22 protein-coding genes are annotated in these 21,241 nt (G+C 71.7%); 12 read left to right on the top strand and 10 right to left on the bottom strand.

The window, feature by feature from the left end:
• Positions 1-14: 14 nt before the first annotated feature.
• A complete protein-coding gene (locus ACIBKX_RS21065) occupies positions 15-764 on the top strand; it encodes a Mut7-C RNAse domain-containing protein (RefSeq protein WP_363275965.1) in 750 nt (249 codons plus the stop codon).
• 481 nt (positions 765-1,245) lie between these two features.
• Here ACIBKX_RS21065 and ACIBKX_RS21070 read toward each other — a convergent pair whose 3' ends face one another.
• On the bottom strand, positions 1,246-3,270 hold the full coding sequence (locus ACIBKX_RS21070) for a thioredoxin domain-containing protein (RefSeq protein WP_363275964.1): 2,025 nt from the start codon (positions 3,268-3,270) through the stop codon (positions 1,246-1,248).
• A 172-nt stretch (positions 3,271-3,442) separates the two neighbouring features.
• Here ACIBKX_RS21070 and ACIBKX_RS21075 point away from each other — a divergent pair, with 172 nt between their 5' ends.
• Positions 3,443-6,634, top strand: coding sequence for a tetratricopeptide repeat protein (locus ACIBKX_RS21075; protein WP_363275963.1), 3,192 nt, complete (start codon positions 3,443-3,445; stop codon positions 6,632-6,634).
• 31 nt (positions 6,635-6,665) lie between these two features.
• Here ACIBKX_RS21075 and ACIBKX_RS21080 read toward each other — a convergent pair whose 3' ends face one another.
• Both ACIBKX_RS21080 and mca read right to left on the bottom strand, forming a co-directional pair.
• The gene (locus tag ACIBKX_RS21080) at positions 6,666-6,905 is read right to left on the bottom strand and encodes a hypothetical protein (RefSeq protein ID WP_363275962.1); all 240 of its coding nucleotides are present in this window, start codon (positions 6,903-6,905) and stop codon (positions 6,666-6,668) included.
• Positions 6,898-7,779 (bottom strand): mycothiol conjugate amidase Mca, encoded by an 882-nt coding sequence (gene mca, locus ACIBKX_RS21085; RefSeq protein ID WP_363275961.1) that lies wholly within the window; start codon positions 7,777-7,779, stop codon positions 6,898-6,900. Before mca ends, ACIBKX_RS21080 begins: the two co-directional genes overlap by 8 nt.
• A gap of 126 nt (positions 7,780-7,905) precedes the next feature.
• On the opposite strand from mca, the gene ACIBKX_RS21090 reads away from it, so the two are divergent.
• Both ACIBKX_RS21090 and greA read left to right on the top strand, forming a co-directional pair.
• A complete protein-coding gene (locus ACIBKX_RS21090; protein ID WP_363275960.1) occupies positions 7,906-8,313 on the top strand; it encodes a DUF4307 domain-containing protein in 408 nt (135 codons plus the stop codon).
• Between the two features lie 238 nt (positions 8,314-8,551).
• Entirely contained in the window at positions 8,552-9,049 is a 498-nt protein-coding gene (gene greA, locus ACIBKX_RS21095; protein ID WP_363275959.1) for a transcription elongation factor GreA, read from the top strand.
• An 84-nt stretch (positions 9,050-9,133) separates the two neighbouring features.
• Here the strand turns inward: greA and ACIBKX_RS21100 are convergent, their stop codons facing one another.
• The 3 genes from ACIBKX_RS21100 to ilvA all read right to left on the bottom strand — a co-directional run bounded on the left by ACIBKX_RS21100 (position 9,134) and on the right by ilvA (position 12,409).
• Entirely contained in the window at positions 9,134-9,991 is an 858-nt protein-coding gene (locus ACIBKX_RS21100; protein ID WP_363275958.1) for an ABC transporter permease, read from the bottom strand.
• Positions 9,988-10,986 carry an ATP-binding cassette domain-containing protein gene (locus ACIBKX_RS21105; RefSeq protein WP_363275957.1) on the bottom strand — a complete coding sequence of 333 codons (999 nt, stop codon included), beginning with the start codon at positions 10,984-10,986 and terminating at the stop codon, positions 9,988-9,990. Before ACIBKX_RS21105 ends, ACIBKX_RS21100 begins: the two co-directional genes overlap by 4 nt.
• A 193-nt stretch (positions 10,987-11,179) precedes the next feature.
• Positions 11,180-12,409, bottom strand: a complete 1,230-nt coding sequence (gene ilvA, locus ACIBKX_RS21110) for a threonine ammonia-lyase (RefSeq protein WP_363275956.1) — start codon at positions 12,407-12,409, stop codon at positions 11,180-11,182.
• A gap of 145 nt (positions 12,410-12,554) precedes the next feature.
• Between ilvA and ACIBKX_RS21115 the strand changes: the two genes are divergently transcribed.
• The 3 genes from ACIBKX_RS21115 (at position 12,555) to ACIBKX_RS21125 (ending at position 13,885) form a co-directional block, all read left to right on the top strand.
• A complete protein-coding gene (locus ACIBKX_RS21115) occupies positions 12,555-13,058 on the top strand; it encodes a MarR family transcriptional regulator (RefSeq protein ID WP_363275955.1) in 504 nt (167 codons plus the stop codon).
• 96 nt (positions 13,059-13,154) lie between these two features.
• Positions 13,155-13,637, top strand: coding sequence for a sigma factor-like helix-turn-helix DNA-binding protein (locus ACIBKX_RS21120; protein WP_363275954.1), 483 nt, complete (start codon positions 13,155-13,157; stop codon positions 13,635-13,637).
• Entirely contained in the window at positions 13,634-13,885 is a 252-nt protein-coding gene (locus ACIBKX_RS21125; protein ID WP_363275953.1) for a hypothetical protein, read from the top strand. Before ACIBKX_RS21120 ends, ACIBKX_RS21125 begins: the two co-directional genes overlap by 4 nt.
• 74 nt (positions 13,886-13,959) lie before the next feature.
• Here the strand turns inward: ACIBKX_RS21125 and ACIBKX_RS21130 are convergent, their stop codons facing one another.
• Entirely contained in the window at positions 13,960-15,114 is a 1,155-nt protein-coding gene (locus ACIBKX_RS21130; RefSeq protein ID WP_363275952.1) for a cystathionine gamma-synthase, read from the bottom strand.
• Between the two features lie 102 nt (positions 15,115-15,216).
• Here ACIBKX_RS21130 and ACIBKX_RS21135 point away from each other — a divergent pair, with 102 nt between their 5' ends.
• The 4 genes from ACIBKX_RS21135 to ACIBKX_RS21150 all read left to right on the top strand — a co-directional run bounded on the left by ACIBKX_RS21135 (position 15,217) and on the right by ACIBKX_RS21150 (position 18,517).
• Positions 15,217-16,335: a hypothetical protein gene (locus ACIBKX_RS21135; protein ID WP_363275951.1), complete on the top strand. Its 1,119-nt coding sequence runs from the start codon at positions 15,217-15,219 to the stop codon at positions 16,333-16,335.
• Between the two features lie 82 nt (positions 16,336-16,417).
• Positions 16,418-17,116 carry a peptide-methionine (S)-S-oxide reductase MsrA gene (gene msrA, locus ACIBKX_RS21140; protein ID WP_363275950.1) on the top strand — a complete coding sequence of 233 codons (699 nt, stop codon included), beginning with the start codon at positions 16,418-16,420 and terminating at the stop codon, positions 17,114-17,116.
• Positions 17,117-17,243: 127 nt separating this feature from the next.
• Entirely contained in the window at positions 17,244-17,906 is a 663-nt protein-coding gene (locus ACIBKX_RS21145; protein WP_363275949.1) for an ATP-dependent Clp protease proteolytic subunit, read from the top strand.
• A gap of 5 nt (positions 17,907-17,911) precedes the next feature.
• Positions 17,912-18,517 (top strand): ATP-dependent Clp protease proteolytic subunit, encoded by a 606-nt coding sequence (locus ACIBKX_RS21150; protein WP_363275948.1) that lies wholly within the window; start codon positions 17,912-17,914, stop codon positions 18,515-18,517.
• A 55-nt stretch (positions 18,518-18,572) separates the two neighbouring features.
• On the opposite strand, the gene ACIBKX_RS21155 is transcribed toward ACIBKX_RS21150, so the two are convergent.
• Entirely contained in the window at positions 18,573-18,962 is a 390-nt protein-coding gene (locus ACIBKX_RS21155; RefSeq protein ID WP_363276016.1) for a helix-turn-helix transcriptional regulator, read from the bottom strand.
• Between the two features lie 150 nt (positions 18,963-19,112).
• A complete protein-coding gene (locus ACIBKX_RS21160) occupies positions 19,113-20,015 on the bottom strand; it encodes an aminoglycoside phosphotransferase family protein (RefSeq protein ID WP_363275947.1) in 903 nt (300 codons plus the stop codon).
• 53 nt (positions 20,016-20,068) lie between these two features.
• Here ACIBKX_RS21160 and ACIBKX_RS21165 point away from each other — a divergent pair, with 53 nt between their 5' ends.
• Positions 20,069-20,875, top strand: a complete 807-nt coding sequence (locus ACIBKX_RS21165; protein WP_363275946.1) for an alpha/beta fold hydrolase — start codon at positions 20,069-20,071, stop codon at positions 20,873-20,875.
• Here ACIBKX_RS21165 and ACIBKX_RS21170 read toward each other — a convergent pair.
• Positions 20,847-21,233, bottom strand: a complete 387-nt coding sequence (locus tag ACIBKX_RS21170) for a VOC family protein (RefSeq protein WP_363275945.1) — start codon at positions 21,231-21,233, stop codon at positions 20,847-20,849. The genes ACIBKX_RS21165 and ACIBKX_RS21170 overlap by 29 nt on opposite strands.
• Positions 21,234-21,241 lie beyond the last annotated feature (8 nt).

Consider the following 21,241-nt stretch of genomic DNA (forward strand, 5'->3'; position numbering starts at 1 on the left):
GCGATCCTCTCCCCATGAACGGTCCGGAGATCATCATCGACTTCGCCCCTGAGCTGGGGATGTTCGTCCCGCACGGACGAAGGGGCGGCCCCAGCAAGGCGGTTACCGACGGAGCTTCCACGCTGGGGCATGTCGTCGAGTCGCTCGGCGTGCCGCTGACGGAGGTGGGGGCGCTGGTGGTGGACGGCGCGGAGGTGCCGGTCTCGCACATCCAGGCGGCGGGCGAGCGGGTCTCGGTCCGCGCCGTGCCCCGCCCGCAGTCCGTTCCCGGCGCCCCCCTCCGCTTCCTCCTGGACGTCCATCTCGGCACACTGGCGCGGCGGTTGCGGCTGCTCGGCGTCGACGCGGCGTACGAGTCGACGGACATCGGCGATCCCGCGCTCGCCGCGCGGTCGGCCGCCGAGCGGCGGGTGCTGCTGAGCCGCGACAGGGGCTTGCTGCGGCGCCGCGAGCTGTGGGCCGGGGCGTACGTCTACAGCGACGCCCCCGACACCCAACTCCAGGAGATCCTGACCCGGTTCGCCCCGGCCCTGCGCCCCTGGACCCGCTGCACGGCCTGCAACGGCGAGTTGCGCGCGGCGCGCAAGGAGGAGGTGGCGTCGCTCCTGGAGGGCGGCACGCGGGGAACGTACGACGTGTTCGCCCAATGCGTGGAGTGCGACCGCGTGTACTGGCGGGGCGCCCACCACGACCGCCTGGAGGCTATCGTGGCGAAGGCCCTGGCTGACGCCGCCCCGAACCAGCCGGGCTCCACGACCGAGTAGCGACGGCACCGCACCTTCACCACGGCCGACCGCGGCCCGACAACCGCCCCGCCGCCCCGCCGCCCCGCCGCTCCGCGGCGGATCTCGTCCACGCCTGCTCCGTTGTCGTCCGCGGCACCACGCCGCCCCGCCGCTCCGCGGCGGATCTCTCCCGCCCACCCACCCGATCACCGGCGATTGCCCACCCACCCCGCCGGGTGCCGGCTCAGCCCGGTCGGCTGGGCAGCCCAGGGTGGGTGGGTAGGTAGGTAGGTTCGGGGTGATCGGGTGGGTGGGCGGGTGGGGCAGATCCGCCGCGATGCGGCGGCACGGAAACCGGCCCCAGCACCGGCACTTCAGCCCGGCGGAGCCGGTGTCCACGCGGCCTCGCGGCTGGGAGGAGCCGGACCGCACCCCACCCACCCCGGCGAAGCCCCCAGCCCGTCCGGCGTTCGAGGACGAGCTCGGCACAGCCGGTGATCGACGGCCGCCTGCACGCCCCTCACCCCGACAGCTGCGCCGCCAACGCCTCCGGGTCCGTCACCGGCCTGTCGCACACGAAGTGGCGGCAGACGTATGCCGCCGGACGTCCGTCGATCAGGTCCCGGCCCTCAAGCAGCGGCAGTTCGGCGCTGTCGGCGGGGCCCGCGGCCACCACCGCTCCCGGTGCCGGGCCCAGCAGCGCGGTCCGGTGGAGTTCGCCGCCCACGGGGCCGACCACCGCGACCTCCCGGGGACCGTCCAGTGCCGCCTCCGCCACCGCGAGACCGTGCCCGATGAACCGCGGTGCCCGGGGCGCCAGGCCCTTCACCACGCCCAGGGCCCGCTCCGCGGCGAGGCGGTGCGGCTCGGCGCCCGTCTGTGCGGCGTACGAGAGAAGCGCACCGGCCGCGGCCGTCCACCCGGACGGCACCGCGTTGTCGGTCGGATCCTGCGGCCGCCGGATCAGCTTCTCCGCGTCCGCCGCAGTGTCGTACAACGTCCCCGACTCCGCGTCCACGAACTGGTCCAGGACGTGGTCGAGGAGGAAGCCCGAGAACTCCAGCCACACCCCCTCCCCCGTCACCGAGGCCAGCGCGAGGAACCCCTCCGCGACATCGGCGTAGTCCTCCAGGACACCCGCGTTCGTGCCCACCCGGCCGTCCTTGGACGTACGGGAAAGCCGCGCCCGGTCGTCCATGTGGACGCGGACCAGGAGATCCCCGGCGCACACCGCCGCCGCCACCAGGTCGGGCCGCTCGAAGTACGCCCCGACCTCCGCGAGCGCGGCGATCGCGAGCCCGTTCCAGGCGGCGACCACCTTGTCGTCCCGGCCGGGGGCGGGCCGCTGAGCCCGCGCCGCGAGCAGCCGCTCACGGATCGAGTCGAGACGGGGGGCGTCCGCCAGCACACCGTCGTCCTGCGGAAGCTGCAGGACGGAGGCGCCGTTCTCGAAGGTCCCCTCCTCCGTCACCCCGAAGTGCGCCGCCGCCAGCTCCGCGTCCGCCTCGCCGAGCACCTCCCGCAGCTGCGCCGGAGTCCACACGTAGTACGCGCCCTCGACATGCGCCCCGGTCGCCGGATCCTCGCTGTCCGCGTCGAGCGCGGAGGCGAACCCGCCCTCGTTCGTGCGCAGTTCGCGCACCATGAAGTCCGCCGTCTCCAGGGCGATCCGGCGCGCGAGCCCCGAGCCCGTGGTCCGCCACAGATGGGCGTACACCCGGCACAGGAGCGCGTTGTCGTACAGCATCTTCTCGAAGTGCGGCACCACCCACTCGCGGTCCACGGAGTAGCGGGCGAACCCCCCGCCGAGCTGGTCGTAGATGCCGCCGCGCGCCATCCGCTCACAGGTGTCCGCCGCCATCTGCAGCGCGCCCACCGCCCCCGTGCGGGCGTAGTGCCGCAGCAGGAACTCCACGACCATCGACGGCGGGAACTTGGGCGCGCCGCCGAATCCGCCCCGCGCCGCGTCGTAGTCCCGCGTCAGCCCCAGCAGCGCCTGGTTCAGCTCGTCCTCGCCGGGCAGTTCGTCGGCGCCGAACGCGAGCTGCCGGTCGGAGAGGTCCCGCACGATCTTCGCGGCGACCTCGCCGACCTCGTCGCGCCGGTCCGCCCACGCCCGCCGGACCCCGTCGAGGACCTGCACGAAGGACGGCATGCCGTGCCGGGGCTCGGGCGGGAAGTACGTACCGAAGTAGAAGGGCTCGGCGTCGGGCGTGAGGAAGACCGTCATGGGCCAGCCGCCCTGCCCGGTCGCGGCCTGCACGGCCTCCATGTACACGGCGTCGACGTCGGGCCGCTCCTCCCGGTCGACCTTGACGTTCACGAAGTGCTCGTTGAGGAACGCGGCCGTCTCGGCGTCCTCGAAGGACTCGTGCGCCATGACGTGACACCAGTGGCAGCTGCTGTAGCCGACGCTGAGCAGCACCGGGACGCCGCGCTCCCGTGCCTGCTCGAAGGCCTCGGCCGACCACGGCCACCAGTCGACCGGGTTCTCGGCGTGCTGGAGGAGGTAGGGGGACGTCTCATGGGCCAGTCGGTTCGGCATGCCCTCATCCTCGCGCACGCGAGGGAGCGACGCGCAGCCGCCACGAGGTCACCGCACGGGCCGATGCCACCACGTGATCCGCCGACTCCCTCGCGTCATCGCCCCGTACGCAGGACACTTGTGACCACAGGCGACTGGTGATCTCAGATGTAGTTCGCGGAGGGGGACCCATATGCGGGACAGCCATCGGGCCGAGGCCGAGCGGCTGTTGGTACGGGCGGTCGAGGAAGAGGTGCGGCGCTCCGGCGGGCGGACCGACGGGGCCGTGCTGCTGTCACGGGCCCGCGGCGCGCTCGACGCCATGGGGCAGACCGCGGCCGAGGAGTACGCGGCGTACACCCAGGCCGTCGACGAGGCGGCGGCCGGACAGCTCAGCTTCGGACAGCGGTACGCCAAGGAGGGGGCCGGAACTCCCCTGCTCGTGGCGGTGGTTGCCGCCGTCGGCGCCTGCGTGGCCGACCTCGCGCTCGGCACCGGCGCCTCCACCGCGATCGGCGCGGGCGCCGCCGTGGGCATCGTCGGGGCGGCGACGACCGTACTGAAGGTGACCGCGTCGCACGTGCCCGCCGCCAGCCGCCGCGCCGGCGCCCTCAACCAGCCGGGCGGGCCCGAGCAGTTGCGGCTGCAGTGGCTGACGGCCCTGGAGGTGCGGGGCATCCGGCCCTTCCTCGACCAGCAGCGGGTGCTCCAGGCCTCCTCGGGCAAGCAGAAGACGACGCCCCGGCTGCGGGGCACGGACAAGAGCGCGGCGGCGCGCAAGCGCACCGTTCTGGAGCAGTCGTTCGGTCAACTCCCGGAGCTGGACGGGCCGTTCGCGGGTCGGCGGGCCGAGCTCCAGCGCGTCGCGCAGTGGGTGCACGCGGCGCGGGCCAGCACGGAGACCCGGCCCACGGTCGTCGTGCTGCACGGCGCGCCCGGCTCGGGCCGCTCCTCGCTCGCCGTGCGGGCCGCGCACGATCTGCGGGACCAGTTCCGCGGCGCGTGCGTGGTGGACCTGCGGGGCGACAGCTCCCAGCCGCTGTCGACGCGGGACGCGCTGCTGCACCTGCTGAATCGATTGGGCGCCCCGCGCGAACAGTTGCTGTTCCGGGAGCGGTCCTCGCAGGAGCAGCAGGTCAGGCGGCTGAGCGAGCTGTACCACCAGTATCTGACGGGCCTCGCCGTCACCGTCGTACTCGATGACGCGAGCGACATCGAGCAGGTGCGGACGCTGGTGCCGGAGCGCTCCGACAGCCTTGTCCTCGTCACGGCGCGCAAGCCCCTCGAACTCCCCGCCGATCTGCCCGCCTGGGTGCACCAGCTGCCGGTGGAGCCGCTCGACGCGGCCGGCGCCGAGGAGCTGCTGCGGGAGGCCGCCGAGGACTCGTCCGGACCCTACGACGCCGAATCGGCCGACGCCGTAAGGGAGTTGTGCGGTGGCCTGCCGCTCGCCCTGCGGGTCGCCGGGTCCTCGATCGGCTCGCGTACGACACGTCAGCTCGCCGCCGATCTGGCCGCGTACGGACCCGTCGAACCGGTCGAGCGTGTCCTGTGGCTGCGCTACACCGACCAGGCCGAGTCCGCCCGCAGGCTGCTCCGCAGGCTCGCCCTCGCCGGACGCGCCTCCCTGGGGGCAGCGGCGGCGGCAGCGCTGCTCGGCGCCGACGGGCAGGAGGCGGCACGCCAGCTCAGCGCGCTCTCCCGCGCGGGCCTGGTCGACCACGTACGCGGCAGCCGCTACCGCCTGCACGACGTCGTACGCGCCTTCGCCCTGGCCCGGCTCATCGACGAGGAGGAGCCCGGCGAGCGCACGGCCGCACAGGAACGCCTCATCGTCAGCTACAGCGAGCTGGCCGGTTCGGTGATCCGTCTGGTCGACGGCAAGATGTCGACGCGGGCGGGCCAGTTCGACGGGCACGGCTTCGCCTCCCTCGACGCGGCCCTGCGCTGGCTGGACGACGAGTCGAGCTTCATCACGGCCGCCCTGCGGCACGCGGAGGGCGTGAACCAGGAGGCGGTGCTCAATCTCCTGGGCGCCCTGTGCGACTACTGCCTGCTGCGCGGCGACCTCTACCGCCTCGGCGAGATCAGCGAGCTGACGCAGGCCGTCGACCAGGGACTCCTGGTACGGAGCGTGCAGTGGCGCACCGGCATCGCGTCCCGCCAGCTCGGCGAGCTGGACCAGGCACGCACGACCCTCACCTCGGTCGTCGACCTGTACATGGAGGCCCACCAGGACGCCGGCGCCGCCCTCGCCCTGTGCTCCCTCGGCATCACGCTGCACCACCAGGGCCAGCTGACCGACGCGGCGGCGCGGCTGGGCGAGGCCCTCGATCTTCAGCAGGCGGACGAGCTGGCGGGCGACCGCGCGTGGACGATGCACGCCCTCGCGGCGGTCGAGCGCGACCGCGCCAACCTCACCGAGGCGCTGCGCCTCCTGGAGTCCTCCCTCGCCCTGCACCGCGAGAACGACTCCCTGCACGGCGAGGCCTGGGCACACTTCCAGCTCGGTCAGCTGTGCCTGCGGATGGGCGACGTGCCGCGCGCGGAGGAGCAGCTGCGGGGCGCCCTCGATCTGTACGGGCGTACGCGCGACGGCCGCGGCGAGGCCTGGGCGATGACGCAGCTCGCACGGGCCCGCCTCGTCGACGGCGACGCCTCCGCGGCGGTCGACGGCCTGCGGCAGGCGGTCTCCCGGCACCGCGACAACGAGGACGCGCGGGGCGAGGCGTGGAGCGCGTACTACCTGGGCCAGGCCCTGGAGGAGGCGGGCAGTCTCGACCAGGCGGTGCGCGAGCTGGAGCGCTCGCGCACGATGTTCTCCCGGATGCGGGACGTGTACGGCCTGGCGTGCGCCCGGCACCACTCGGCGCGCGTCACACGCGACCAGCGCGCCGCCCAGACCGGTTCGCTGCGCAACTCCGGGTTCGCCCGCCAGCTCCTGGTGGACGCCCGCGCCGACTTCCAGCGGATCGGCGTCGCGCACGGCGAGGCCTGGACCTGTCTGGAGCTGGCCGTCGTCGACGCGGGCAACGCGCGCGCCCAGCAGGCGCTCGCCCTGTGCGACGAGGCGGCGGCGCTCTTCTCCTCGTACGGCGACCGCAGGGGCGAGGACTGGGCGGGCTTCCTGCGCTGCACCCTGCTGCCGTACGCGTCGCCCGGCGGCTCGGAGATCGGCACGGCCGTCGCCCAGGAGGAGCTCAGCCGGCTGTCGCGCGCGGGCCACCCCACGCGCGACGGCAAGCTCGACGACTACCTGGAGGCGTTCGCCCTCGTCCTGGACCGCGGCCCCGACCTGGAGTCCGGCTGGCAGGCCTGGCGCCTCGGGATGGTCCCGAACCGCCACTCCCGAGAGGTGATGGGGGTGGCGGTAGGCGCCCCGTAAGGGGCGCGGGGCTGCGACATTCGCGGGGCGCCTAGCCCCGCTGTGCCTCAGCCTCAGACCCCGCACCCTCGGCGGAGCCGTCCCGCTCCTTGAAGTCGACCTTTCCCATGTGCCGGTTCATCGACTTCATCAGACCCCAGACGGCCAGGGCCATCACGGCGAAGACGATGAACCCCAGCACGCCGGGGGTCACCTTGTCGTCGTCGACCTCCTTCGCGAGAGGGAGGAGATGCGTCATTGCCAGGTCTACTCGCACGCTCATATCAGGCATTGTCGCGGATGCCCGCAAAGAGGTCGTCCTCGGGGAGGGATGTATCGACGAGCGACTTCGCCAGCTCGTACTCCTCCGTGGGCCAGACCTCCTTCTGGAGCTCCATCGGCACCCGGAACCAGCCGCCCTCGGGGTCGATCTGCGTGGCGTGCGCGATCAGCGCGCGGTCCCGGATCTCGTAGAAGTCGGCGCACGGGACATGCGTGGTCAGCGTCCGCTCGGCCCGCTCGAACTCGTCCCACCGCTTCAGCCAGTCCCCGTACGGCGACTCCATGCCGCGGTCGAGCATCGCCTGGTGCAGCGCCTCGGTGCGGGGCCGGTTGAAGCCCTGGTTGTAGTACAGCTTCTGCGGCGTGAAGACCGCCCCGAACTCGCTCTCCGGGTACTTCTCGGCGTCCGCCGCCCCTTCGAAGGCCACCATCGTGATCTTGTGGGTCATGATGTGGTCGGGGTGCGGATAGCCGCCGTTCTCGTCGTACGTCGTGATCACCTGGGGACGGAACGAGCGGATCTGCCGGACCAGCTCACCGGCCGCCTTGTCGACGTCCTCCAGGGCGAAGCAGCCATCCGGCAGCGGCGGCAGCGGGTCGCCCTCCGGCAGCCCCGAGTCGACGAAGCCGAGCCACTCCTGCTTGACGCCGAGGATCTCGCGCGCCTCGTCCATCTCCTTCTTGCGCACCTCGTGGATGTGCTCCTGGATGTAGGTGTCGCCCTGGAGCTTGGGGTTGAGGATGTCGCCGCGCTCCCCACCCGTGCAGGTCACGACGAGCACGTCCACCCCCTCGGACACGTACTTGGCCATGGTGGCCGCGCCCTTCGACGACTCGTCGTCGGGGTGGGCGTGCACGGCCATCAGTCGCAGCTGCTCAGTCAAGACTCGATCCTCAGTGGTCCGGCGCCCTCGCTGGCGCCCTCGGTCATTAGGCGCAATGGGCGGCTTCTATAGTGACGGAACCGGGGGACGGAAAATTCCGGCGGCCCCAATTCCTGGAGGAAGATCATGGCGGTGGTGGGCGAGAAGCTCCCCGAGGGCCGATACGGCCACTCGCGCACGGCCGACGAGCGCACCGACCGCAAGCTGAAGATCCTGGGCACCGTGCTCGGCGTGCTGGGTCTTGGCGTCGTCGGCTGGTTCGGCTACGACTACATCAGCGGCACGAAGATCAGCGCCGAGGTCATCGAGTCCGACATCCCCTCGGCCACGACCGTCAAGGTGCACCTGGAGGTGCGCAAGGACGCCGACGCCCGCGGTTACTGCACCCTGCGCTCCCAGGCGGAGTCCGGCGCCGAGGTCGGCCGCGCGGACTTCCGCTTCGACCAGCGCAAGGACCGCATCGACCAGGTCGTCACGCTGCGTACGACGGAGAAGGCGACCAGCGTCGAGCTGCTTGGCTGCCACTCCGACTGACGTGGCCACTTTGGCCGACGTGAACCGACGCTGACCCGGCGTGAACCGCCGCCTGAGCCGACGTGAACCGACGCTGACCCGGCTTTACGGGCCTCACCTGCGTTGACGTAATTCTGATGGCTTATGTCCTCCCCCTTCCGCGCCTGAATTGTTAGGCTCGTGGTTTCGCCCACCCGTAAGGGAACATCCTTCTGGGTAGGGCGATGCTTTGTATTCCCAGTACCTACGAGGAGCACCTGTGACCCAGACCAGCGAGAACGTCACCTGGCTGACCCAGGAGGCGTACAACCAGCTCAAGGCCGAGCTGGAGTACCTGTCTGGTCCTGCGCGCACCGAGATCGCAGCCAAGATCGCGGCGGCGCGTGAGGAGGGCGACCTGCGCGAGAACGGCGGGTACCACGCGGCCAAGGAGGAGCAGGGCAAGCAGGAGCTCCGCGTCCGCCAGCTGACCCAGCTCCTCGAGCAGGCGAAGGTCGGCGAGGCCCCGGCCGCGGACGGCGCGGTGGCGCCCGGCATGGTCGTCACGATCGCCTTCGACGGCGACGAGGACGACACCCTGACCTTCCTGCTCGCCTCGCGCGAGTACGCGTCCTCCGACATCGAGACGTACTCGCCGCAGTCCCCGCTCGGCAGCGGCGTGAACGGCAAGAAGATCGGCGAGGACGCGCAGTACGAACTGCCGAACGGCAAGTTCGCCTCGGTGAAGATCCTCGACGCGAAGCCCTACCAGGGCTGAGCCCGCTTCGACCGACGTACAAGGCCCCCGGCACGCTGTGCGCCGGGGGCCTTCGCGTGAGCGCGTGCTCCCGCGCCGCCGGGCTCAGGCGGTCGCCGAGCGGTACTTGCGCACCGACAGGGTGCGGAAGACCACGATGATCAGGACCGAGTAGATCACCGACGCCCACACCGGATGCTGCATCGGCCAGGCGTCGGACTGCGAGACCCCGGGGTTGCCGAACAGCTCGCGGCAGGCCTGCACGGTGGCACTGAAGGGGTTCCAGTCGGCCACGTGCCGCAGCCAGGGCGTCATCTGGCTGGAGTCCACGAACGCGTTCGAGATGAACGTGACCGGGAAGAGCCAGATCAGTCCGCCCGAAGTGGCCGCCTCCGGAGTGCGCACCGAGAGGCCGATCAGCGCGCCGACCCAGGTGAACGCGTACCCGAGCAGGAGCAGCAGCCCGAAGGCGCCGAGGGCCTTCCAGATCCCCTCGTGGATGCGCCAGCCGACCAGGAGCGCCACGATCGCGAGGACGAGCAGGGTCAGCGCGGTCTGCACGAGGTCGGCGATGGTGCGGCCGGTGAGGACGGCGCCGCGCGCCATGGGCAGCGAGCGGAAGCGGTCGATGAGGCCCTTGTGCATGTCGTCCGCGATACCGGCGCCCGCTCCCGCGGTGGCGAAGGTGACGGTCTGCGCGAAGATGCCCGCCATCAGGAAGTTGCGGTAGACGGACGGGTCGGTGCTCTCGCCGATCTTCATGGAACCGCCGAAGACGTAGCTGAAGAGCACGACGAACATGATCGGCTGGATCAGGCCGAAGATGACCATCTCCGGGATGCGCGACATCCGGATGAGGTTGCGCTTGGCGACCACCAGGGAGTCCCTGACGGACTGGCCGATGCCGCCGGCGGGCCGGGGGCCCGCGGCCGGTGTGCGGACGGTGTCGGTGACGGCACTCACTTGTCGGCCTCCTTCGCGTCCTCGGGGCGGTTTCCGTTGCCGGCGGATTCGTCGGCCTCGGCCACATGACCCGTCAGCGAGATGAACACGTCGTCGAGGGTCGGCCTGCGCAGGCCGATGTCGTCGATCTCGACCCCGCGGTTGTCCAGCTCCCGGATGACCTCGGCGAGCAGCTTGGCGCCGCCGGCGACCGGGACGGTGAGCTTGCGGGTGTGGTTCTCGACGGCCACCTCACCCTTGCCGAAGCCGCGCAGGACCTCGGAGGCCGCGGCGATCCGCTCCCGCTCGTGCACGACGACCTCGACGCGCTCGCCGCCGGTCTGTGCCTTCAGCTGGTCGGAGGTGCCGCGGGCGATGACCCGGCCGTGGTCGACGACGCAGATGTCGTGCGCCAGGTGGTCGGCCTCTTCCAGGTACTGGGTGGTCAGCAGCAGCGTCGTACCCCCCGCGACAAGCTCCTGGATGACCTCCCAGAGGCCCTGCCGGTTGCGCGGGTCGAGGCCGGTGGTCGGCTCGTCCATGAACATCACCGGGGGCGAGACGACGAGCGCGGCCGCGAGGTCGAGGCGGCGGCGCATGCCTCCCGAGTACGTCTTGGAGGGGCGGTCCGCGGCGTCGGCGAGGTTGAACCGTTCGAGCAGCTCGCCCGCCCTGACCTTCGCCTCCTTGGCCCGCATCTGGTAGAGCTGGCCCACCATCTGGAGGTTCTCGCGGCCGGTCAGATACTCGTCGACGGCGGCGAACTGCCCGGACAGACCGATCGACCGCCGCACTTCGTTCGGATGCTTCTGTACGTCTATGCCCGCGACGACCGCTCTGCCGCTGTCCGGCGTCAGCAGCGTGGTCAGACAGCGCACCGCGGTGGTCTTGCCCGCACCGTTCGGCCCGAGCAGACCGAGCACGGTGCCTTCCGGAACATCCAGATCGACGCCGTCCAGAGCCCTTACGTCACCGAAGGTCTTCACTAGCCCCTCGGCATAGATGGCACCTGGCATGTGGGTTCTCCCAGCGATTTGGGTGAGTTTCTACGGAGAATCTTAAATTTGCCGGGTATGCGGCGCCCGGCGATCACCAGCGCGAAGCTCACGATAACGAGACATATCGCGTCTACTCAATCGCTTTGGGGAGAGATGGGGCGTGGAGTGATGAATGGGGCAGGCGGGGCGGAACTGGCTCTGCTCGGCGGGGTCAGCCGATGACCGTGTAACCCGCCTCGCGCAGGGCCACGCCCACCTCCGCGCAGTGCACCGGGCCCTTCGTCTCCAGGTGCAGTTCCACCTCCGCCTCCGTGAGACCGAGGCGGGGGTCCGTGCGCACATGGCTCACGTCGAGCACGTTGGCGTCCAGGACCGACAGGACGCCGAGCAGCGTGGCCAGGGCGCCCGGCCGGTCCGTGAGGCGCAGCCGCAGCGACAGGTAGCGGCCCGCCGCCGCCATGCCGTGGCGCAGGATCCGCTGCATCAGGAGCGGGTCGACATTGCCGCCGGACAGCAGCGCGACCACCGGGCCCTCGAACTCCCGCGGCCGGCTCAGCAGCGCCGCGACCGGGCTCGCGCCCGCGGGCTCGACGACCATCTTGGCCCGCTCCAGGCAGAGCAGCAGCGCGCTGGACAGCTCGTCCTCGGAGACCGTGACGACGCCGTCGAGCAGCTCGTCGAGGATCCGGAACGGCACGTCTCCGGGGCGGCCGACCTTGATCCCGTCCGCCATCGTCGACGGGTTCACCACCGACACGGGGTGCCCGGCCGCGAGCGAGGGCGGATAGGCCGCGGCGCCCGCCGCCTGCACGCCGATGACCTTGACGTCCGGGCGCAGCGCCTTGACGGCGACCGCGATGCCCGCCGCGAGCCCGCCGCCGCCGACGCCCACCAGCAGGGTGCGCACCTCGGGGCACTGCTCCAGGATCTCCAGGCCGACCGTGCCCTGCCCCGCGATGATGTCGGGGTGGTCGAAGGGGTGGATGAACACCGCGCCCGTCTCACGCGCGTACTCCTGCGCCGCGGCCAGCGTCTCGTCCACTACCTGGCCGTGCAGCCGGACATCGGCGCCATAGTCACGGGTCGCCGCGACCTTCGGCAGCGGGGCGCCCACCGGCATGAACACCGTCGACCGCACGCCGAGCAGCGAGGACGCCAGGGCGACGCCCTGCGCGTGGTTGCCCGCGCTGGCGGCGACGACGCCCGCCGCGCGCTCCTCCGGGTAGAGGCCCGCGATCCGTACGTACGCGCCGCGCAGCTTGAAGGAGCCGGTCCGCTGGAGGTTCTCGCACTTGAGGTGCACGGGTGAGCCGACCAGCTGGGACAGGTGCCTGCTGCCCTCCATCGCCGTCACCCTCGCCACACCCGACAGCATCTTCTGGGCGCCGCGCACGTCGTCGAGGGTGACCGTCGGCAAGGAGTCAGGCGTGCGGTAGCTCATGACCGTCAGTCTCCCAGTTCACACCGGTGCGCTCCTGCGGTGACCACGTGCCGAGACTGGTTTGCGCAGCGCCGGTACGCCCCGCCGCCGGGCCGCGTACCCTGTCCCCCAACCCATCGCCCTCGCATGAAGTGAGCTCCCGGCCATGCCCACAACTCCGGACATGACGACCGCCAGCGATCCCGGCCTCCTCGACGCGCTGCAGCACCAGGTGGCGGTCTTCGCCCGCCGTGCGGAGCAGACGCGCCTCGGCGGCGTGGGACAGGTCCGCAACTCCATGGACCGTGCCGCGTATCTGCTGCTCAACCGCCTGGACAAAGAAGGCCCGATGGGCGTCAAGGCGCTCGCCGCGAGCATGGGCATCGACTCCTCCACGGTCACCCGGCAGGTCGCCCCGCTGGTCGACACGGGCCTGGTCAAGCGGACCTCGCACCCCGAGGACGGCCGCGCGGTGGTCCTCCAGCTCTCCCCTCGCGGTGAGTCGCGCCTCAACGAAGTGCGTTCGTCGCGACGCGATCTGATGGCCGAGTTGACGGAGGACTGGGCCCCTCAGGAGCGCGAGAGCTTCTGCACGCTCCTCACGCGCTTCAATTCCGCGCTGTCCGCCCGCCAGACGTCACAGTCGTCTCCGGAGGCACCCGCGTCCTGACCCGGTCCGCGTGATCCGTGCCTGCCTCTTGACCCCGGCCACGTGCCTGGCCTCATATGAGACCGGGAGGGCCGTTCCCTCCAGGCGGGAGGCGCGGTGCGCGAACGGCAGGCGTTTGTCGACGCCCGCCGGGCCCGGGAGTTCGAGGCGTTCGTCGCGGGCGCGGCCGGCCGGCTGCTGCATGCGGCCACACTGCTCACCGCCGAGCTCCCGGACGCCAATCCACGCGCGCGTGCGCTGCTGACCGCCGCGCTCTCCCACACGTACGCGACGTGGGACCGGATGCGCGGCGAGGACCCCTACGACCACGCCCGCCAGCAGCTGGCCCTCCGCTTCGCGCGCGCGGCCTGGCGCAGACATCGGGGCCACGGCGGGGTCCTCACCCGGCTCACGCCCCAGGAGCGGCTGATTCTCGTGCTTCGCATGTACGAGGGTGTCGCCGAGGAGCAGACGGCGGCGCTGCTGGGGCTGCCGCCGGACCGGGTGCGGGGGCTCTGCGCCCGTGCGACGAACACGGTCCTGCATCCGCCGCGGGGGCCCGCGCCGCCGGTCCTCCCCTTGGAGGCGGCACCGTCATGAGCCAGTACGACCGCAAGGAGAACGCGGTACGGCAGCTCCTGGAAGGGACGCCGCCCGCGGTCCCCGCCGGGCTCTACGAAGAGGCCGTACGGCGCGGCGGGCGGATGCTGCGCCGCCGTCGGCTGCTGCGGCGGCTGATGTGGCTGCTCCTGCTGGCGGCGACGGTGGCCTTCGTGATCTGGGCGTCCCTGACGCAGCCCTGGGTGGACCCGCCGTCCGAGACGACACCACCGCTGACGCGCTGGTAGCGGTCTGCTGCGGTCTGCCGCGGTCTTCAGGGGTGGGCGGAGCCTGCTGGCCCCGCCCACCCCCGAGCCGCCGCCTAGCCCAGCGCCTGCTGCAGGTCGGCCAGCAGATCGTCCGCCGACTCGATGCCCACGGAGAGGCGGACGAGGTCCGCCGGGACCTCCAGGGCCGAGCCCGCCGCCGAGGCGTGCGTCATCCGCCCCGGGTGCTCGATCAGGGACTCCACGCCGCCCAGCGACTCACCGAGGGTGAACAGCTTCGCGCGGTCGCACACCGCGACGGCCGCCTCCTCGCCGCCCTCGACCTGGAAGGACACCATCCCCCCGAACGCCCTCATCTGCTTCGCGGCGATCTCGTGACCGGGGTGCTCCGGGAGGCCGGGGTACAGGACGCGCGTCACGCGCGCGTGCCGCGACAGCATCTCGGCGACCTTCGTCGCGTTCTCGCTGTGCCGGTCCATCCGGACGGGCAGGGTCTTGATGCCGCGCAGCACCAGCCACGCGTCGAAGGGACCGGCGACCGCGCCCATCGCGTTCTGGTGGTACGCCAGCTCCTCGCCCAGCTCCGCGTCGTCGACGACCAGCGCACCGCCCACCACGTCCGAGTGGCCGCCCATGTACTTCGTCAGCGAGTGCACGACGACGTCCGCGCCGAGCGCGAGCGGCTGCTGGAGGTAGGGGCTGGCGAAGGTGTTGTCGACGACGAGCCGGGCGCCCGCCTCCTTGGCGATCTGCGAGACCACCGCGATGTCCGTGATCCCGAGCAGCGGGTTCGACGGCGTCTCCACCCAGATCACCTTCGTGCGGTCGGTCAGTGCCGCCCGCACCGACGCCGGGTCGGAGGTGTCGGCGACGGACCACTCCACGCCCCACCGCGACACGACCTTCGCGAAGAGCCGGAACGTGCCGCCGTACGCGTCATTGGGGATGACCACGTGGTCGCCGGGGCTGAGCAGCGTACGCAGGAGGCAGTCCTCGGCGGCGAGGCCGGACGCGAAGGCGAGCCCCCGCCTGCCGCCCTCCAGCGCGGCCAGGTTCTCCTCCAGGGCGGTACGCGTGGGGTTCGCGCTGCGGCTGTACTCGTAGCCCCCGCGCAGCCCTCCGACGCCGTCCTGCTTGTACGTCGACACCTGGTAGATCGGCGGCACGACGGCCCCGGTCAACGGGTCGGCGGTGTTGCCCGCGTGGATCGCGACGGTCTCGAAACTCTGCCTGCTGTGCGTGTCACTCATGCGGCCAGAGCCTAATGCGGGACGGGCGTACGCCGACGGGTTCCGGGGACGAGTTCAGGACTGGTTCGCCAAGTGTCGGAGGCATCTGGTTCGCTTGTAGGCATGGAGATTCTCTGGGTGCTGATGGCAGCGGTCATGATCGGGGCGGTTCTCGGTCCGTTCCTGCTGCGCAGGCGCGGCGGGATCCGGCAGGTCGCACCGGGTTCCCCGGACGCCGCGGACCCGGCGAACTACGGCTTCGCGCGCCAGGAGGAGCTGGACATCCGCATGCCGGGCCCGGACGCGGACCTGCTCGACGTCCTGGACGTGGTGCAGCGCTCGCAGAGCTGGAAGGCGGCATCGCAGCTGCTCGCGGGCACGGAGGTGCACGGCGAGGTGCGCTGGCAGCGGGTGCAGGCGTTCGCGGGCGCGGCCTCCCTGGAGCTGCAGGAGCGGCCCGGCGGGGTCGGCGACCAGCCGGGCGGGCAGTGGCTGCGGGTGTGGCGTGCGGAGGCGCCGAAGGACGCGGGCGGCGCGGCGGTGCACGCGGAGTTCCTGGTCCAGCAGGCGTGGCGGTCGGCCACGTCCGGGACGGACGAGTTCCGGATCATCCTGGAGGAGGCCAAGGAGGCCTGCGCGCAGGCGGCGCTGCTCTCCCCCGGCGACCCCGTCCCGTACATCATCGAGCTGTCCATCGCGCGCGGGCTGGCGTACCCGCGCGAGGAGTTCGAGCAGCTGTGGCTGAAGATTCTGGACCGGGCGCCCGCGCACATGGGGGCGCATCTGGCGGCGCTGCACTACTGGTGCGAGAAGTGGCACGGCTCGCGGGACATGTCGTACGACTTCGCGGAGGCGGCCGCGGCCCGCGCCCCCAAGGGATCGCTCCTCTCCGCGCTCCCGCTGTTCGCGGTGTACGAGCACCTGCCCGAGGTCAATCTGGTCCGGGGCTTCTATGAGAGCGAGGTCGTGCGCAAGGCCGTCGAGGGTGCCCTCTTCGCGGTGCACTCGGCCCGCCCCGACGACCCGATGCTGGCGCACGTCCGCCATCTCCTGATCCTCTTCCTGGTCCGCAGCGAGCGCTGGGCGGAGGCGATGAACCAGCTGGTGCACGTGGACGGTCACGTCGGCGCGCTCCCGTGGACCCTGTCCTCGGACCCGGCCGCGGACTACGCGGTCTACCGCGCGCTGGCGGTGGCGGGCTACGAGGCGAACGGCGGCAGCCCGGCGACGCTGCCGCACTGAGGCGGCGTCCGCCAGGAATGCAGACGGTCCCACACCCGTTGACACAGATGCCGTACGCCCCGCCCTTGGAGGAACGACTCCCATGCTCTTCGGCCGCACCCCCGAGCTCCCCACCCCCGACCAGGCCCTGAAGGGCCGGGCGACCCCCGAGTTCGAGGTCCCGAACCGCCACACGGTCCTCGGCAACGCCCTCCTGGGCCCCTACCCCGAGGGCCTGGAGACCGCGGACTTCGGCCTCGGCTGCTTCTGGGGCGCAGAGCGCAAGTTCTGGCAGACGGAGGGCGTCTGGACGACGTACGTCGGCTACCAGGGCGGCTACACGGAGAACCCTTCCTACGAAGAGGTCTGCTCGGGCCTGACGGGCCACACGGAGGCGGTCCGCGTCGTCTTCGACCCGACCCGCGTCTCGTACGCCTCACTCCTGAAGCTCTTCTGGGAGTCCCACAACCCCACGCAGGGCTTCCGCCAGGGCAACGACGTGGGCACGCAGTACCGCTCGGCGATCTACACACACTCGGCGGACCAGGAGGCGGCGGCGGTGGCGTCCCTGGACGCCTACCAGCAGGTCCTGACGTCAGCGGGCCACGGCACGATCACAACGACAATCCTCCCGGCAGCCCCCCGCCCCTTCTGGCCGGCGGAGCCGTATCACCAGCAGTACCTGGACAAGAACCCCGACGGCTACTGCGGAATCGGCGGCACGGGCCTCAAGCTGGACAGCCCGTCGGAAACCAACTGGGGCCGCGCCTGCCCGACGGGGATCGCGCCCGCCGACGGCTGACGCGAACGACCCGTCACTCTGCTCCCGGCAGATCTGCCCCAAGCAGAGATCCCTTACCTCCTGACCACTCCGGGCCGACAGTGGAGGGACCGCGGCGGTTGCAGCCGTGTCACCTCAAGGAGGCTCGATGTCATCGTTCATCACCGGGTGGGAGCCGGCCCTCGATCCGCGGGCCGGAGAGGATGGTTCGGCGGGTGCGAGTCGGTTCGACGACCATCTTGCCGCGCGGCTGTTGAGTCAGCGGATCGTGTTTCTGGGGACGCAGGTCGACGAGGTCTCCGCCAATCGGGTCTGTGCGCAGATGCTGTTGTTGTCCGCCGAGGATCCGCGGACCGACATCAGTCTCTACATCAACAGCCCCGGCGGCTCCGTCACCGCCGGGCTCGCGATCTACGACACCATGCGGCTGATCCCGAACGACGTGTCGACCCTTGCCATGGGATTCGCCGCCAGCATGGGGCAGTTCCTGCTCACCGTCGGGACCGCGGGGAAGCGGTACGCGCTGCCCAACGCGCGGATCATGATGCATCAGCCGTCGGCCGGTATCGGGGGCTCCACCGCCGACATCGCGATCCAGGCCGAGAACCTGGAGTTCACGAAGAAGGCCGTCGAGCGGATCACCGCCGAGCACACGGGGCAGAGCGAAGAGACCATTTCGCGCGACGGTGACCGCGACCGGTGGTTCACCGCCGAGCAGGCCAAGGAGTACGGAATGGTGGATCGTGTCCTCGACTCGCTCGCCGACGTCCGGCCCGCCGCAAGCAAGCCTCGTATGGGACTGGGGGTCTGAACGACATGAGCCAGTACACGATTCCTACCGTCGTCGAGCGCACGCCCCAGGGCGAGCGCGCCTATGACGTCTACAGCCGGCTGCTCTCCGAGCGCATCATCTTCCTCGGCACCCAGATCGACGACGGCGTCGCCAACGTCGTCATCGCGCAGCTGCTGCATCTCGAGTCGTCCAACCCCGAGCGCGAGGTCGCCCTCTACATCAACTCGCCCGGTGGGTCCTTCACTTCACTCATGGCCATCTACGACACCATGAGTTTCATCAGCGCGCCCATCTCGACCTTCTGCGTCGGGCAGGCCGCCTCCACCGCCGCCGTGCTGCTCGCCGGCGGCGATCCCGGACGGCGGTTCGTCCTCGAGCACTCGCGCGTGCTGCTCGGGCAGCCCGCGAGCGGCGGGCAGCAGGGAACGGTCTCCGATCTCAGTCTCCAGGCCAAGGAGATGGTGCGGATCCGCTCGCAGGTGGAGGAGGTGCTGTCCCGGCACTCGGGGCACGACGTCGCGACCCTGCGCGCGGACATGGACCGCGACAAGGTGTTCACCGCCCAGGACGCGGTGGCGTACGGACTCGCCGACGAGGTGCTCAGCCGGCGGATGCTCGCCGCCGCCTGAGCAATCCCGACGAGGGGTCAACTCCCAGGGGTCAACTCCCTAAGGGGCAACTCCCTTATGCCGCCAGGCGGATGTCTCCCTGGCGAGGTCGTGTCGACTGGGCTTGGCGTGTCAACTCCCGCTGTGTCAGGGAGAGCAGGTCCGCCAGGCTCAGGCCGAGTGCGCGGGCGCCGGCCGCGAGGACCTCGGACGAGGCCTCCTTGCGGCCGCGCTCCAGCTCGGAGAGGTACGGCATCGAGATCTGCGCGGCCTCGGCGACATCTTTGAGCGTCCGTCGCTGCGCGAGGCGCTCGCGGCGCAGCACGTCACCGACCACGTCCCGCCACAGGGGTTCCTTCACCGCCGGGGAGGGCAGTGGGGTGGGGGAAGGAACAGGGGTCGGGGAAGGCGCTGGGGTCGTCGCGGGTGTCGGCGGCGTCCTCGCCGCGCGGGGGCGCAACGGGATGACGCGGGCCCGCTGTTCGCCCCGCTCACCGCCCCGCTCCGGCCCTGGATTCCGCTGAGGGTTCCGCTCGTGGCTGCTCACCCCTTCAGGGTAGGAGCCGCACGGCTCGACGGAAGCGATCAGCGTTGCGCCCCGCGCGAAATCCGCCCCCTACGCCAGCGCGTCCGCGAGCCCGTCCGCCGCCATGATCCGCCAACTCGGGTCCCCGTGCTGCCGCCCCCAGTACGCCATCGTCACCGCCCGCGCCTGCGTCCACCGGCGGGCCCGCTCCCGGTCGACCCGCGCCGCGTCGGCGAAGACCGCGAGGCGGCGCAGGACGGCCGCCTTCGCGTCGGTCGCGGTGAGCAGCTCCCCGAAGCGGTGGTGGAGCAGCGTGATCGCGTCGTACGCCGGGTCGCCCGCGCAGCCCTTGGGGTCGATGGCCAGCCAGGGCTCGCGTTCGCCCTTCAGTACGTTGCCGACGTGCAGGTCGCCGTGGATGAGGGTGTCCGGCTGGTCCGGCCCCAGCTCCCGCAGGGTGGCGATCGCGGCGTCCAGGACGCGGGAGGGCAGCGGTGAGCCCAACTCCTTGTCCGCGTCCCGGAGTTCGCTCTCCCACTCGGCGCAACGAGCGCTCAGCCGCGGCAACTCCGCGGGCGCGGGCACCGCGAGGCGCCGGGCCAGGAGTCCCGCCGCCGTCAGTGCCTGCGCCACGTCCCGTACGTCGGCGAGCGAACCGGGGCCCGCGCGCTCCAGGAGCAGCGCGAACCGCGCGTCGTCCCGTTCGTGGAGGCGCACCGCGCCCCGGCCCGCCCATACGGCGAAGGCGTCCGGCTCGTGGACGTTGCCGGGGTGCGGGAAGGAGATCTTCAGGACGGCGGGCGTCCCGTCGTGCCGCCGGCGCACCGGGACGACGACGCCGACCTGCCCGTGCGTGACCGGGTCCGTCGGCTCGCAGTCCCAGCGGGCGAGCAGTTCGCCGGCCAGTTCCGGCAGGGTCGCCAGCCAGGCGCGGCCGCGCTCGCCCTCCCGTGCGACGGTGCTCTCCGCGAAGGCCCGGGGTGTCTCGATCATCCGGGCACCCTAGGGGCGCGCACCTAAGGGGACCGTGTGGTTACGGTTCACCCATGCCCTTCGCCCGCGCCGCCGACGGAACCGCCCTGCACTACGAGATCCACGGCTCAGGGCCGCCCCTCGTCCTGCTCAGCGGCCAGTCCAACAGCCACCGCTGGTGGGACCCGGTGCGGGACGACTTCGCCGCCGCGTACCGGACCGTCGTACTGGACTGGCGCGGCACCGGCGAGAGCGGCCGCCCCGACACGGACTCGTACAGCACGCCCGGCTTCGCCCGCGACGTCGTCGCCGTCCTCGACCACGCGGGCATCGACCGGGCGCATGTGTACGGCACGTCCATGGGCGGGCGGGTGGCGCAGTTGGTCGCGGCCGACCACGGCGAGCGGGTCGACCGCCTTGTCCTCGGGTGTACGTCGCCGGGGGCGCCGCACGGCGTCGAGCGGGGGCCCGAGGTGCGGCGGGCGCTCAGTCAGGCCGATGGCGCCGCCGCCCGGCGGGCCCTGCTGGAGCTGATGTACACCCCCGAGTGGATTGCCCGGCAGGGTACGGGGACGGTGTTCCACACCCTGGGGGATCCGACCATGACGGCCTCCGCGCGGCGGCGGCATCTGCGGGCCAGCGCGCGGCACGACGCGTGGGAGGCGCTGCCGCGCATCGGGGCGCCGACGCTGGTCGTGCACGGCACGGAGGATCTGTTCAATCCGACCGCCAACGCGGGGCTGCTGGCCGAGCGGATCCCGGGGGCCGTGGTCCGGCTGGTCCCCGGGGCCCGGCACGCGTACTTCGAGGAGTTCGCGGAGGTGGCCACCCCGCTGGTCCTCGGCTTCCTCTCTACTCCCCACTCCCGTACGGCTTGGTGAAGATCTCCAGGTTGTGGCCGTTCGGGTCGTCGAAGTACGTGCCCCGGCCGCCGTCGTTGGTGTTGATCTCGTTTTCGAGCTTGTGGTACGGGTCGGCCCAGTGCGTCAGGCCCGCCGCCTTGATGCGTCCGAAGATGACGTCGAACTCGTCCTCGGACACCAGGAAGGCGTAGTGCTGCGGGGTGATCGGGCCGCCGTCGCTCTCCATGTAGTCGAGCGTCACGCCGTTGGGGATCGCCACCGGGATGAACGGGCCGAACTGGGGGCTGACTTCGAGGCCCAGGAGGTCGGCGAGGAACTGCGCGGACGCTTCCTTGTCCCTGGCGGTGACGATGGTGTGGTTCAGTTCGATGGACATCGTGCGGC

Source organism: Streptomyces sp. NPDC050658 (assembly GCF_044457025.1).
GTDB lineage: Bacteria > Actinomycetota > Actinomycetes > Streptomycetales > Streptomycetaceae > Streptomyces.